Here is a 14,082-nt window from a genome sequence, read left to right as displayed (position 1 = left end):
TCGCCACGGGATGGCTGCCGGGGGGCGCGCCAGCGGGTTCGCGCCCCGGCGGCAGCCGCACCGCCAACGCGACGCCCGAACGGTGAGCCGATGCGCTAGCGCCCGGCGGGTTCGGCCTCGACCGGATCCGCGCGGTCTCGACCCCGGGACCGCGAGGACCCACCGCGCGCGAGGGCCACGCGCAGCCGGCCGATCGCGTGCATCACGACCGAAACCGCCAGGAACGCGACGAACACCTGGGCCGTCGTGGCAAGCACCTGCGCCCAGCCGCCGGGCCCGAGGGGATCCAGGAACCCGTACGGATACCAGGCCGCGGAGCCGCCGCGCGCCCACGTGTAGAGAAGGTAGGCGACGGGGAAGAGCAGCCAGGCCAGCGGGCGGCCCCAGCCCGATCGGCGCGTCATGCTCACGAGTGCCCAGTCGAGCACGGCGAAGACCGGGGCAACGCGGTGCAGGGCGATGCCGGTCCAGCCGATGTCCCACGTGAAGAGCTCGCCGGGCGGCGCGACGAGAATCGCGTAGATGAGGCCCGTCATGACGAGGTAGAAGGCGACGGCGCCGCGCACGTCGTCCCACCACGCCGGCAGTCGCCTGCGCACGCTCACGGCGCCGACACCGAGCACGGCCACGAGCATGAGGTTCGACTGGATCGTGAACAGGGAGAAGTGCTGCACGAGGTCGGTCTCGCCCGCGCCCGTCGCCGCGTCGATCGTGTTCTTCACGAGGGCCGCGCCGGCGAAGGCGGCGACGGCGATGCGCAGCACGCGTACCCATGCCCGATCCGGATGCATGGCGAGGTTGAACCGGCGGTTGCGGGTGACGGGCGGCGTGAGCCGAGGTTCGCTCATCCGTCAAGTCTGGCACCGGGGGCACGGCCGGACGCGACGCGACGTGCCCCGAGTTCGCGGGGCTGGTACCGGCGTTGCGAACGTGGAGGCGGATGCCGGGCGCGGGAGGCGGGAGCGGCGGTGTCGGCGGTCTGTGATTGGCTTGCGCCATGGCTCAAACCGACCCGCCTGGCGACGGTCTCGACGCCTTCTCGCGCCCGACGCGCGAGTGGTTTCGAGGCGCGTTCGACGCGCCGACGCGCGTGCAGCGCGAGGCGTGGAACGCCATCGCGGCGGGACGGCACGCGCTCGTGGTCGCGCCCACCGGATCCGGCAAGACGCTCGCCGCGTTCCTGTGGGCGATCGACACGCTCGCCCGCGAACGGGCAGCTGCCGAGGCGGTCGCCGGGCGCGACCCCGCATCGCCGGCCACGTCGCACGCGAAACGACGCACGCGCATCCTGTACCTCTCGCCGCTGAAGGCACTCGGGGTCGACGTCGAGCGCAACCTGCACTCGCCACTCGTCGGCATCACGCAGACCGCGAGGCGCCTGGGGCTCGCGGCGCCGCCGATCACGGTCGGGGTGCGATCTGGCGACACCCCGACGAGCGAGCGTCGGCGGCTGTTGCGCGCGCCGCCTGACATCCTCATCACGACGCCCGAGTCGCTCTTCCTCATGCTCACCTCGCAGGCGCGGGACACACTGGCCGGCGTCGAAACGGTCATCGTCGACGAGGTCCACGCGGTGGCCGCCACCAAGCGCGGCAGCCACCTGGCGCTCACGCTCGAGCGGCTTGACGCCCACCTCGAACGGCCCGCCCAGCGAATAGGCCTGTCGGCGACCGTGCGTCCGCTCGACGAGGTCGCACGGTTTCTCGCCGGCAACGCACCGGTCGACGTCGTCGCGCCGGCGAGCACGAAGGCCTTCGACCTGCGGGTGACCGTGCCGGTCGACGACATGAGCGACCTCAGCGTCGCCCGCGTCCGGCGCCACACGCACGAACCCGAGCGGGAGGACCCCTTCGACGTGACGCCCGGGGTCGGCGCGGGCACGGGCGCGGGCACGCGATCCGCGCCGGCAGGTCCACGGGATCCCGATGCTCCGAGCGACGGGCGCGGCGACGCGAGGGCCGGGTCGATCTGGCCACACATCGAGGCATCGATCGTCGAACGCGTGCTCGCTCATCGGTCGACGATCGTGTTCGTCAACGCGCGCGGGCTGGCCGAGCGCCTCACCGCCCGCCTCAACGAGCACTACGAAGAACTGCTGGTCGAGGCCGAGCAGGAGACCGGCTCCGCCGGGTCAGGCGGAGAGGCCGGTGGAGACGCCGGCGGCGGCACGGCCCTCGCACGCGACGGGTCGGCGCGCCTGCCCCTGCCCAACCGCACGCCACCGGCCCAGCTGCTCGCGGGCTCGGGGCAATCGTTCGGCGCCGACCCGGTGCTCGCTCGCGCGCACCACGGCTCGGTCTCGAAAGAGGCGCGGGCGGAGGTCGAGGAAGCGCTCAAGTCCGGCCGGTTGCGCTGCGTGGTCGCGACGTCGAGCCTCGAGCTCGGCATCGACATGGGCGACGTCGACCTCGTCATCCAGGTCGAGTCGCCGCCGTCGGTCGCCTCGGGCCTGCAACGCGTGGGCCGCGCGGGCCACCAGGTCGGCGCGGCGTCACGGGGCGTGCTCTACCCGAAGCACCGCGCCGACGTTCTGCACTCCGCCGTCGCGGCCGCGCGGATGGCCTCGGGCCAGATCGAGCGCATGCGCGTGATCGCCAATCCCCTCGACGTGCTCGCGCAACAGACCATCGCCGCCGCCTCGGTCGACGAGCTCGACGTCGAGGAGTGGTTCGACACGGTTCGCCGCTCGGCGCCCTTCGCTTCGCTGTCACGGCCCGTGTTCGACGCGACGCTCGACCTCGTGTCGGGCCGGTACCCGTCCGAGGCGTTCAGCGAGCTCCGCCCGCGCGTGGTCTGGGATCGCGACAACGGCACGCTGACGGGGCGGCCCGGCGCGCAGCGACTCGCCGTCACGAGCGGCGGCACGATCCCCGACCGCGGCATGTTCGGCGTGTTCCTCATGGCGTCGAGCGACGCCGCGCAACCCGGCGTCACCGACGAGGGCGCGTCGACGCCCGCGGCGCGGCGCGGCGGCATGCGCGTCGGCGAGCTCGACGAAGAGATGGTCTACGAGTCGCGCGTCGGCGATGTCTTCGCCCTCGGCACCTCGAGCTGGCGCATCGCCGAGATCACACACGACCGGGTGCTCGTCACGCCGGCGTTCGGGGAGCCCGGGCGCCTGCCGTTCTGGATCGGCGACGCGCAGGGCCGCCCCGCCGAGCTCGGTGAGGCCATCGGCCGCGTCACCCGCGAACTCGACCGCGCCGCATCCGTCGCGTCTCGCGCGGCGCTCCCGCAGGAGCTTGCCGAGGTCGTCGACGAGCGGGCCGCCGCGAACCTGTTGTCGTACGTGCGCGAGCAGCGCGAGGTGACCGGCGCCGTCCCGAGCGACACGACGCTCGTCGTCGAGCGGGTGCGCGATGAGCTCGGCGACTGGCGGCTCATCCTGCACTCGCCGTACGGCCGTCCCGTGCACGCGCCGTGGGCGCTCATCGTCGCCGATCGCGTGCGCGACCGATTCGGCATCGATGGGGCGGCCGTCGCGAACGACGACGGCATCGTCGTGCGCATCCCCGACGGGGACGCGGCTCCGCCCGGCGCCGAACTCTTCGTGCTGGAGCCCGACGAGATCGAGCCCATCGTGACGCGCGAGGTCGGCGGCTCGGCGCTGTTCGCGGCCCGGTTCCGCGAGGCGGCGGCGCGAGCGCTCCTCCTCCCCCGCCTGCATCCGGGCAAGCGCGCACCCCTCTGGCAGCAGCGGCAGCGATCAGCGCAATTGCTCGAGATCGCGCGGCAGCATCCAAGCTTTCCGATCATTCTCGAGGCCGTCCGTGAGGTGCTGCACGACGTGTACGACCTCGACGCGCTCCAGTCGCTCGCGCGCCGCATCGAGCAACGCACCGTGCGGGTCGTCGAGGTCGCGACCGAGACGCCGTCGCCCTTCGCCACGACGATCCTGTTCGGCTACGTCGGCTCGTTCATGTACGAGGGCGACTCGCCGCTCGCCGAGCGCAAGGCGGCCGCGCTCGCCCTTGACCCGACCCTGCTGGCAGACCTGCTCGGCCGGGTCGAACTGCGTGAACTGCTCGACGCGAGCGTCATCGACCGGATCGAGCTCGAGCTGCAACGGCTCGCACCGGGGCGCCAGGCGCGCGGTCTCGAGGGCGTCGCCGACCTCCTGCGGCTGCTCGGCCCCCTGACCGTGGCCCAGATTGCGGCGCGGCTCGAAGATCCGGATGCCGACACGGCGGATCTCGACGGAGCTGCTCCATCCGAGGCGACGCACGAACACCCAGCGGGTCCCTCGCCCGCCCGGCTCGCCCTGACCGAGGCGCACGTCGCCGAGCTCGTGGCGGCTAAGCGCGCGCTACGGGCGCGCATCGCGGGCGAGGAGCACATTGCGGCCATCGAAGACGCCGCCCGACTCCGCGACGCGCTCGGCGTGCCCCTGCCGATCGGCGTGCCGGCCGCCTTCGTCGATCCCGTCGACGACCCTGTGGGCGACCTCGTCGCACGATTCGCCCGCACGCACGGCCCGTTCGCGCTCGCCGCGATCGCCGCCCGTTTCGGGCTCGGACGCGCCGTCGTCCGCGAGGCCCTGCAACGTCATGAACTCGCGCGGCGCGTCGTCGAGGGCGAGTTCCGACCGGATGCGACCGGTACCGAGTGGGTCGACGCGCAGGTGCTCCGGCGCATCCGAGCACGCTCGCTCGCGGCACTCCGCAGCGAGATCGAACCGGTGCCGGCTTCGTCGTACGCCCGTTTCCTGCCCGAGTGGCAGCACGTCGGCGGCGGCCTCCGCGGTGTGGACGGCGTGGTCACCGCGATCGACCAGCTCGCCGGCGTGCCGATTCCCGCGTCCGCATGGGAGTCGCTCGTACTGCCGGCACGCGTCCGCGACTACACGCCGTCGATGCTCGACGAGCTCACGACCACCGGCGAGGTGCTGTGGCGCGGCCACGGGGCGATCCCCGGCGGCGACGGGTGGGTGAGCCTGCATCTGGCCGACACCGCGGCGCTCACGCTGCCGGCCGAAACCCCGTCGTCGGCAGCGGGTACGCGCGCCGGGGCCGCGAACACGAGGGCCGCGAGCGCCGCCCCCCGCGCAGACGACGACACGACGGCATCCGCGGCCGGCGGCCGGGATGCGCGGCAGCCCGACGCGCTCGGCGCACGCGTCCTCGAGGTGCTCGCCGACGGGGCACAGTTCTTCCGGCACCTGAGTGACGCGCTCTCGGCCCGTGGTGACGCGATCGACGACCAGGCCCTCACCGATGCCCTGTGGCGGCTCGTGTGGCAGGGGCACATCACGAACGACTCACTCGCGCCCCTTCGGGTGCTCGTCTCGGGCGCACCCGGAGGCTCGTCATCGTCGGCGCACCGGGCACCGCGGCGAGCGGCCCGCGGGCGCCTCTATCGCGGGCGGGTCGCGATGCAGCCGACGGTGAGCGGCGACGGATCTCGCGCCTCCGGGCTGCCCGGCCACGCAATACCTCCACACGCGGCCGGCCGGTGGGCGCTCGCCGTTCACGGCGACCCCGACCCGACCGAGCGCGGGCTGGCAGCGGGCGAACTGCTGCTCGACCGCTACGGCGTCGTCACGCGCGGCGCCGTCATGGCCGAAGACCTCCCCGGCGGCTTCGCCTTCGCCTACCGCGTCCTCGCCCGCTTCGAAGAGTCGGGGCGCGCGCGCCGCGGGTACTTCATCGAGCGACTCGGCGCCGCGCAGTTCTCGACGGCCGGCGCCGTCGATCGACTCCGAACGTTCCAGGTCGATCCCGCCGACGTGCGCCGCCGACTCGCCGCCGTCACCCTCGCCGCGACTGATCCCGCCAACCCCTTCGGCGCGGCGCTGCCCTGGCCCGCGTCGGCCGGCGACCCCGGCCGAGGGCACCGTCCGGGACGGAAGGCGGGCGGGCTCGTGACGATCGTCGATGGCGAGCTGGTGCTCTACGTCGAGCGCGGGGGCAGAACGCTGATCGCCTTCACCCGCGATGATGACGTGCTGCGGGCGGCCGCGGCATCGCTGGCCGAAACGCTCCGGGCCGCGCGCATCCCGAACCTCGTCCTCGAGCGCATCGACGGCGGCTACGTGCTCGACCACGCGATCGCGACGCCGCTGCAGGAGGCCGGGTTCACCGCGACCCCGAAGGGCCTTCGTCTGCGAACGGGCGCTCATGCCTGAGGGCGATAGCGTCTACCGCGCCTGCGCCGATTTGCACGTCGCGCTCGCCGGCCGTCGCGTCACCCGCGTCGATCTGCGGGTGCCGCGACTCGCGACGGCCGGCGCGGCACTGCGCTCACGCACCCTCGACGAGGTCGTGCCGCGCGGCAAGCACCTGCTCATGCGGCTCGGTGATCACACACTGCACTCGCACCTCGGCATGGACGGCGCGTGGCGCCTCGTGCGCCCGGGCGGCCGCTGGCCCGCGCCCGCGCACCACGTGCGCGCGGTGTTGGAGACCGCAGACGCAACCGCCATCGGCACCCTCCTTCCGGTCCTCGAGCTCCTCCCGCGCGACCGCGAGGCCGATGCCGTCGGCCACCTCGGGCCCGACCTGCTCGACCCCGCCTGGGGACCGCAACTCGCGGCGGACGCCGCCGCCAACCTGCGGCGAGATCCACACCGCGAGATCGCCGCGGCACTGCTCGACCAGCGCAACCTCGCCGGGCTCGGCAACGTGTACGTCACCGAGCTCTGCTTCCTCCGGGGCGTGCGCCCCACCGTGCCCCTCGCACGGGCCGGTGACCTCGACGCGCTCGTCGCACTCGCGCGCCGGACGCTGCACGCGAACCGGATGCGCCCGGCCGGCCGCGTCTTCACCGGAATCGACCGCCGAGGGGCGCGCACGTGGGTGTACGGGCGTGAGGGGCAGCCGTGCCGACGCTGCGGCACGCCAATCGAGGCCGGCAGACACGGTGACGACGGCGACGGCAACGAGGAGCGGTCGGATCGCTCCCGACGCAGCGCGTGGTGCCCGCGCTGTCAGCCGCCGCCCGAGTGACGCTGCGAGGATCGCACCCATGGCACCGTCGCCCGACGCATCCGACCAGCCCACGGCATCCGGCGCGAACCTGGCCCCCGACCCAGCGACCGGCCGCATCCCGGTCGGCACCACCGAGCCACATCTCTCGGCCCCGGGATTCCGCATGTTCGACCGCGGCGCGCACGTCACCCACTGGCGACCCGGGGACGCACGGCATCCGGTGCTCTACTCGTCGAGCCTCGCGAGGATCGGGCCCGGCACGGCGTGGCGCGGCGGCATTCCCATCTGCGCGCCCTGGTTCGCGTCAGGCCCCGACGGCGCACGAACCCCGAGCCACGGACCGGCCCGCACGGCCATGTGGCTCCGCGAGGCCGAGACGGCCGGCGGCACGCACCACGCCCTCACCATCGACGTCGACGCGTCGGGCGCCCCCGCGCTGCTCGAGCTCGAGTACACGACGAAGCGCAGCGATCGGTCGCTCGAGGTGGCGCTCACGATCACGAACACGGGACGCGACGCCGCGCTTGTCGAGGCCGCCCTGCACACCTACCTCGCCGTGAGTGACGTGCAAGGCATCACCGTGCGCGGGCTCGAGAACGCCGCGTTCTTCGACAAGGCCGCCGATGCCGATGTCGGCCCCGGAGCGCCCCTCGAGTTCGGCGAACTGGTCGACCGCGTCTACGACGACGCGGCGTCGGTCGTGGAGATCAACGACACCGAGTGGTCGCGTCGGCTCATCGTCGAACGATACGGGGCCACGAAGGCGGTCGTGTGGAATCCGGGACCGTCGGCGCCCGCCGACGTGGGCGAGGGCGAATGGCGCGCATTCGTCTGCGTCGAGGCGGCGATCGCCGGCGACCGCGCCGTCACGCTCGCCCCCGACCAGTCGCATTGCCTCGCGACGACCGTTGTCGCGCACGGGCCGGGGTGACGACCGGCTGCTCGAGGCGCGGACGCGTGACCGCGCACCATCGACGCGGCTGTGACACGCCCGGGATGCGCGCCGGCGGCGCTGGCTGTCACGTTTCGGGCCCGAGCGGTGACTCATGAGCATGCGAACGAACGATGACCGACTCCACCGGCTTCCGGCGACTGACCACGACACCCCGGCGACCGGCCCCCGTCCCCGGTCAACGCAGCGAGTGCAGGTACCGCACCCCCCGCGCGCGATCCCGCCCCAGGCGGCCACGACGGCATCGGCCCGGACTCCCCGCGCGGCCGAGACACTGCGCGTGGTCGTCATCGGCGCCGGCTATGCCGGCGTCATGGCGGCGAACCGGCTCGCGGGGCACCGGACCCGATCCGCCGCGCCGATTCGCGTCGCGCTCGTGAACCCCGTCGACGTGTTCACCGAGCGCATTCGCCTGCACGAGGCCCTCACGGCGGGCGGCGACGCGTCGATCCCGCTGCATGAGCTCCTCAACGAGCACGTCGAGCTCGTCGTCGGGCGCGCAACGCTGGTCGACCGGGACGCGGCCGTCGTGCGTCTCGACGACGACCGGACGCTGCCGTTCGATCGCGTCGTCATCGCGACCGGCAGCTCCGCCGCCGGGCCCGCGGGAACGCTGCCCCTCTCGACACGCGAACATCTCGCGCCGCTGCGGCAGGCCCTCGAGGCGACGGACACGTCGGACACCCCGAGCATCCGGGTCATCGGTGGCGGGCTCACGGGCATTGAAGTGGCCGCGGAGCTCGCGAGCGCGCCGCGGAAACCGTCCTCCGCCCGCCTCGGCGTGCCCCGCGCCGGCCGCAGCGTCGAGCTCATCGACACCCGCATCGTGGGCGGCACCCTCGGGGCCCGGGCCCGACAGCACGCACGTGCGCGGCTCACCAGACTCGGCGTCCACCTGGTCGACCGTGCGACGAGCACCCCGGGCGCCGGTCCGGCCCCCGGCGCGCTGATGATCTGGGCAGGCGGATTCCGGCCGGTCACCGTGCCGATCGAACCGCCCGTCGCGATGGCCGGCGACGGTCGTATCGTCGTGGATGCTGCACTCCGATCGCCCGATGACCCGCGCATCCTCGCCGCCGGCGACTGCGCATCCAGCCCCGCCTCGCACGTGCGTGCGAGCTGCGCGGCGGCCCTGCCGCTCGGAGCCGGCGCGGCGAGCACGGTGATCGCCGAGCAGGAGGGCGGGGTCGCGCGGGATGTCCGCGTCGGGTTCCTCGGCCGCTGTCTCTCGCTCGGGCGCGAGTACGGTCTGCTCGACGTCGCGCGAGCGGACGACCGCTCGATCGGGCTGATCGTCGGTGGACGCACAGGGCGCCTCGTGAAGGATCAGATCATGAATCGCACGACATTCTGGCTGCGGGGCGAGGCGGCCCGAAGCGGCTGGTATCGCGGCACACCGGGGCCGGCGTGAACGACGGAACCTCCCGCGCGCACAACGACGCGGGCAATGGGGCGGGGGCGCGTGAGACGTCGGGCGCGATCGTCCCTTCGGGCGCGGATGCCGCCGCTCGCGAATTCGAACGGCACCGGTCGGTGCTCTTCACCCTCGTCTACGAACTGCTCGGCTCGGCGGCGGATGCGGACGATGTCGTGCAGGAGACGTGGCTACGGCGTCAGCGGGTGACGGGTCCCGTCGAGCACGAGCGCGCGCTCCTGTGCCGCATCGCGACGCGCGTGGCGCTCAACGCGATGCGGGCGCAGGCGCGACGGCGCGAGGACTATGTGGGGCCGTGGCTTCCAGAGCCGATCGCGGTGTCTCCCGACGTGCTCGACGATGTCGTGCTCGCCGAGTCGGTGTCGCAAGCGACGCTCGCGGTGCTCGAAACGCTGTCGCCCGAGGAGCGGGCGGCGTTCGTCCTCACGGAGGTCTTCGGTAGCACCGCGGCCGAGGCAGGTGAGGCGCTCGAGCGGAGCGAGGCGTCGGTGCGCCAGCTCGCCCATCGCGCCCGCGACCGCCTCCGGGAGGGGCGCCCCCACCGCCGCGCGGGTGCGACGCCGGAGGTCTGGCACGCGTTCACGAGCGCGATCCGGGCGGGAGACCTGGCAGCGACGACCGCGCTGTTGACGGGCGACAGCGTGCTCGTGAGCGACGGCGGCGGCAAGGTCTCGTCGGCGCGTCGTCCCGTACTCGGCGCCGAGAACATCGCCCGTTTCCTGCTGGGACTGGCGACGCAGCATCCGGACATCTCGATCGACCTGGTGCCTGTCAACGGCGAGCACGCGCTCCTCGTGCGCGAGGACGGGGCGGTCTCTCTCGTGCTGTTCCTCGAAACCGGGGACGGGGGCATCCGAACGGTTCGAATCATGCGCAATCCCGAGAAGCTCGGCCGGCTCGAGAAGCCGGTCGCGATCGCGAGGTAGCCTCGCGGGGCCACACCCCGCAGCGGCGCCACGCCCCGCAGCAGCGCGCCACGAGACTCAGCGGCGGCGGGGCGGACGCAGGTGCCGCGTCATTCGAGAGAAGACGAGAGCGACGCCAAGGCACACGACGTAGGCGGCGCCGATGACGGCCCAGCCGCCGGTGAACCCCACATCCGAATCGATGACCGCACCGGCCAGGACCGGCCCCGTCGCGAAGCCCGCGTAGAGTCCCGTGGATGTGACGCCCGTCGCGAGGCCGAGGCGACGCCGGCCCGCGACCTTGATGACCGACGCGTTGATGACGACGTTCGCGCCCAGCACGGAGATGCCGTGCAGCGCGACCCCGAGCCAGATGAGCGCGTCGACGTGCGCGAGCGCGCTGACGGTGAAGCAGACTGCCGCGGCGATGGAACCAAGCGACATGATGACGAGCAGGGGACCCGCACCGGCGCCCCGCACAAGCGCCTGCGCCCACCAGATGCGGCTCGCGACGCCGATCAGCCCGCCCATCGCGACGAGCAGCCCCCCGAGTACGAGCGGATAGTCGAACTGCTGCACGGCGAACAGCGACAGGTAGCTGTTCGTCGACATGAGGCCGAACGCCGACAGGAACGACAGGGCCGCGAGCATCCCGACGATGAGCCACACCATACGGGGCGATGGGGCGACGGTCGATGTCGCCGGTTCCGTTCCCGGGACGTCGTTGGCCGTCGGTGTCGGGGACGTCTCGGTCACGCCGGATGTCCCCTTCGTCCAGTCGGGAATCACCGTGAGCGCGGCGACCAGCATGGCGATGCAGAGCGCCGAGACCGCGAGGGCGGCGCCGGTCCAGCCCAGCCAGAGAGCGAGGCCGGGGAAGGCCAGCCCCGCGAACAGCTGGCCAACCTGCACCCCGGACTGCTTCACGCCGATCCAGCCGATGCGTTTCGCCGGCGGAGCGAGCGCCGTCACGGCCCGATTCGTGGTCGGGTTGGACATCGCCTGCGAGACCCCGGAGAACACGGCCGTCGCGAGCAGGAACCCGTAGGTCGGCGCGAGCCCCGCGAGCCCGAGCGCGATTGCGGCGCCACCGAAGAGGATGCCCCACTGGGCGGGCGGCGCAAGACGGTCGGCGAGCCAGCCGAGAGCGAGGCTGACAACTGCAGCCGAGGCGAACACGACCGTGAGAATGAGCCCGAACTGCGCCGTGGTCAGCCCGAACGTCGCGATCACGAGGGAGCTCGTGCTCGCGAGGCCGAAGTTCAGCAGCGGCCCGGCGCCCATGCCCGCGGTCACGAGCGCGAGGACGGGCCAGGTAGGGCGGTTGGTCGGCGGCACGACGGCCAGCATAGGACTGGGCGCCGTTCGTCGACGCACCGATGCGCCATCCCGCGAGTCATCCGGATGCCGAAAACGGATTGGACTGACCAACCGGTCGACCGTACGCTCCGAGTGCACGACCTATGACGAAGCACAGTGCCTGGGCGACCGAGGATGGGATGACGAAAAAGAAGACGGCCGACCGCAACCCCGCGGCAGCCCTGCCGCAACACATCGCCGTCATCGGCGCGGGCGCCATGGGCACCCTCTTCGCGGCACGCATCGCCGAGCAGGGCATCGGCGTCACCCTCGTCGACATCGACCGCCGGCGCCTCGACGCGATCGCCGGGCACGGCATCGCCCTCACCGATGACGCCGGGACGCGCACAGTCGCGGTCGGAACGGCCTCGGCGGACCAGCTGGGACCCGGCGTGCAGCTCGCCATCGTCTTCACGAAGAGCATGCACACGCGCGCCGCCGCGGCATCGATCGCGCACCTCGCGGCATGCGGCACGACCGTGCTCACGCTGCAGAACGGGCTCGGCAACGCCGAGTCGATCGCGACCGCCTTCCCGCCGACGCAGATTCTCAAGGGCATGGCAGCCCTGCCTGCGGACCTCGCCGGCGTCACCGAGGTGCGCACCCACGGCTCGGCGCACGTCGTTCTCGGCCCGTTCCAGGCGTCGCCGGTGAGCGACGATGCCGCCGCATCGGCGGTGGCGCTGCTCTCGGGCGCCGGCTTCGACGCCGAGCTCGCCACGACCGCCGACGTCGACGTCGCCGTGTGGGAGAAGGTCGCCTTCAACGCCGCGCTCAACACGATCGCCGCCGTCACCGGCCGCACCAACGGCGGGATGGACAACGAGCCGGGGCGGGCGATCGCCGCCGCAATCGTCGATGAGGTGGCCGCCACGGCCATGGCGACCGGCATCGCCGTCGACGCCCCGCGCATCCACGTCACCGTCATCGACGCGCTCGTTCAGCACCGCCACCACGAGCCCTCGATGCTGCAGGACGTGGCGGCGGGCCGCCCGACCGAGATCGAGGCGATCGCCGGCGCGGTCATCGAGCGCGCCGAGGCAGTCGGCGTCGACGTACCCGTCACGCGCACGCTTGCGAACCTCGTGCGCCTCGTCGAAACGCCGCGGACCTGACATGACGACGATGGATGCCGCAGGTACCGGGGCACCGGCGTCAGCCGATGCCCCAGGCACCGAAGCGGGTGGCGGGCACGACACCCCGCCGTCGCTGAGCGGCCCGGCCGCCGCCCCGGAGGACGCGTCGTCCGCGCTGCAGGTCGACCGCTCGCAACTCGGCCGCCGCCGCGTGCCGTCGGTGCGCGAGGCGCTCTCGATGGTCCGGTTCGAGCGGGTCGGGCGCACGCCCGCCGAGCGGATGGCGCGGGCGCACGACATCGACGACCTCCGCGCGCGGGCACGCGCGGCCACACCGCGCCCGATCTTCGACTTCGTCGACGGAGGCGCCGGCGACGAGGGCGCCGTGCACCGCAACCGCGCCGCCTTCGACGCGCTGCAGCTGGTGCCCCGAGTCCTGCGCGACGTCTCGACGATCGATACGTCGACGACGCTGCTCGGCCGCCGCGTCGCCGCACCCATCGTCTTCGCGCCGATCGGGCTCGCACGAGCCGCGCATCCGCTCGGCGAGATCGGGCTCGCGCGCGCCGCCGCCCGGTACGGCCTGCCCACCGTGCTGTCGACGATGGCGTCGGTCTCGCCGGAACAGCTCGCGCGCCAGGTTCCCGAGGCCGACCGCTGGATGCAGCTCTACCTGTGGCGTGACCGCGACGCCTCGCGGGCGGTCGTGCGACGCGCCGCCGACGCGGGGTTCCGCGCCCTCATGCTCACGCTCGACGTGCCCGTCGCCGGAAACCGGCTCCGGGACGTGCGCAACGGCCTCGGTTTCCCGCCGAGCATGCCGCTGCGCTCCGCGCTCCGCGTCGCGGCGAAGCCGGCGTGGGCGTGGCGCACCCTGACGCACGAGCCCATCCGCTACGCCCTGACCGAGACGGGCGGAGGCGACTTCGTGACCCAGACCGACCGCACCCTCGACCCTTCCGCGACCTTCGCCGAACTCGAGTGGCTGCGCGAGGTCTGGCCCGGTCCGCTGCTCGTCAAGGGCGTGCTCGACTCCCGCGACGCCCGCCGGCTCGTCGACGCCGGCGTCGACGGCCTCGTCGTGTCGAATCACGGGGGTCGCCAGCTCGAGCAGGCCGTGGCGACCGCCCATGCGTTGCCGCGCGTGCGCGAGGCAGCCGGCGACGACACCCTCGTGCTCGTCGACGGGGGCATCCGCAGTGGCGCCCACGTCGCGGCCGCGCTCGCGCTGGGCGCCGACGCCGTGCTCGTCGGACGCCCCGCAATGTACGGGCTCATGGCGGGAGGACAGGCGGGCGTCGATCGCGCCGCCGAGCTCCTGACATCCGGCCTGACTCGCACGATGGCCCTGCTCGGCGCCGCCCGCGTCGCCGAGCTCGAGCCCGGCATGATCGCGAACTGACCCGTCCCACAACCAAACACACCCGCG

The 14,082-nt window shown here is 73.3% G+C and carries 9 protein-coding genes; 7 read left to right on the top strand and 2 right to left on the bottom strand.

The window, feature by feature from the left end:
* Positions 1–95: 95 nt before the first annotated feature.
* The gene (locus F8O04_RS12385; protein WP_158029704.1) at positions 96–848 is read right to left on the bottom strand and encodes a Pr6Pr family membrane protein; all 753 of its coding nucleotides are present in this window, start codon (positions 846–848) and stop codon (positions 96–98) included.
* A gap of 149 nt (positions 849–997) precedes the next feature.
* Here F8O04_RS12385 and F8O04_RS12380 point away from each other — a divergent pair, with 149 nt between their 5' ends.
* From F8O04_RS12380 to F8O04_RS12360, 5 genes are all read left to right on the top strand, one after another.
* The gene (locus F8O04_RS12380; protein ID WP_158029703.1) at positions 998–6,124 is read left to right on the top strand and encodes an Lhr family ATP-dependent helicase; all 5,127 of its coding nucleotides are present in this window, start codon (positions 998–1,000) and stop codon (positions 6,122–6,124) included.
* Positions 6,117–6,944: a DNA-formamidopyrimidine glycosylase family protein gene (locus F8O04_RS12375; protein ID WP_158029702.1), complete on the top strand. Its 828-nt coding sequence runs from the start codon at positions 6,117–6,119 to the stop codon at positions 6,942–6,944. Before F8O04_RS12380 ends, F8O04_RS12375 begins: the two co-directional genes overlap by 8 nt.
* A 19-nt stretch (positions 6,945–6,963) precedes the next feature.
* The gene (locus F8O04_RS12370; RefSeq protein ID WP_158029701.1) at positions 6,964–7,857 is read left to right on the top strand and encodes an aldose epimerase family protein; all 894 of its coding nucleotides are present in this window, start codon (positions 6,964–6,966) and stop codon (positions 7,855–7,857) included.
* A 115-nt stretch (positions 7,858–7,972) separates the two neighbouring features.
* Positions 7,973–9,289, top strand: coding sequence for an NAD(P)/FAD-dependent oxidoreductase (locus tag F8O04_RS12365; RefSeq protein WP_225735051.1), 1,317 nt, complete (start codon positions 7,973–7,975; stop codon positions 9,287–9,289).
* Entirely contained in the window at positions 9,286–10,239 is a 954-nt protein-coding gene (locus tag F8O04_RS12360; protein ID WP_225735050.1) for a sigma-70 family RNA polymerase sigma factor, read from the top strand. The genes F8O04_RS12365 and F8O04_RS12360 overlap by 4 nt, the downstream gene beginning before the upstream one ends.
* Positions 10,240–10,296: 57 nt before the next feature.
* Here F8O04_RS12360 and F8O04_RS12355 read toward each other — a convergent pair whose 3' ends face one another.
* A complete protein-coding gene (locus F8O04_RS12355) occupies positions 10,297–11,556 on the bottom strand; it encodes an MFS transporter (protein ID WP_188726437.1) in 1,260 nt (419 codons plus the stop codon).
* A 161-nt stretch (positions 11,557–11,717) separates the two neighbouring features.
* Between F8O04_RS12355 and F8O04_RS12350 the strand changes: the two genes are divergently transcribed.
* Positions 11,718–12,692 carry a ketopantoate reductase family protein gene (locus tag F8O04_RS12350; protein WP_158029699.1) on the top strand — a complete coding sequence of 325 codons (975 nt, stop codon included), beginning with the start codon at positions 11,718–11,720 and terminating at the stop codon, positions 12,690–12,692.
* A 1-nt stretch (position 12,693) separates the two neighbouring features.
* Entirely contained in the window at positions 12,694–14,055 is a 1,362-nt protein-coding gene (locus tag F8O04_RS12345; RefSeq protein WP_188726436.1) for an alpha-hydroxy acid oxidase, read from the top strand.
* Positions 14,056–14,082 lie beyond the last annotated feature (27 nt).

Origin of the sequence: Pseudoclavibacter endophyticus (assembly GCF_008831085.1) — a bacterium.
Taxonomy (GTDB): Bacteria; Actinomycetota; Actinomycetes; order Actinomycetales; family Microbacteriaceae; genus Pseudoclavibacter; species Pseudoclavibacter endophyticus.
Note: the sequence above shows the minus strand (reverse complement) of the source record. Positions and strands in the feature narration are given on the sequence as shown.

What these genes read in the sequence shown, in the direction of transcription:
- F8O04_RS12370 (WP_158029701.1), top strand. Translation starts at nt 6,964, where the DNA reads ATGGCACCGTCGCCCGACGCATCCGACCAGCCCACGGCATCCGGCGCG.
- F8O04_RS12350 (WP_158029699.1), top strand. Translation starts at nt 11,718, where the DNA reads ATGACGAAAAAGAAGACGGCCGACCGCAACCCCGCGGCAGCCCTGCCG.
- F8O04_RS12365 (WP_225735051.1), top strand. Translation starts at nt 7,973, where the DNA reads ATGAGCATGCGAACGAACGATGACCGACTCCACCGGCTTCCGGCGACT.
- F8O04_RS12375 (WP_158029702.1), top strand. Translation starts at nt 6,117, where the DNA reads ATGCCTGAGGGCGATAGCGTCTACCGCGCCTGCGCCGATTTGCACGTC.
- F8O04_RS12380 (WP_158029703.1), top strand. Translation starts at nt 998, where the DNA reads ATGGCTCAAACCGACCCGCCTGGCGACGGTCTCGACGCCTTCTCGCGC.
- F8O04_RS12345 (WP_188726436.1), top strand. Translation starts at nt 12,694, where the DNA reads ATGACGACGATGGATGCCGCAGGTACCGGGGCACCGGCGTCAGCCGAT.
- F8O04_RS12385 (WP_158029704.1), bottom strand. Translation starts at nt 848, where the DNA reads ATGAGCGAACCTCGGCTCACGCCGCCCGTCACCCGCAACCGCCGGTTC.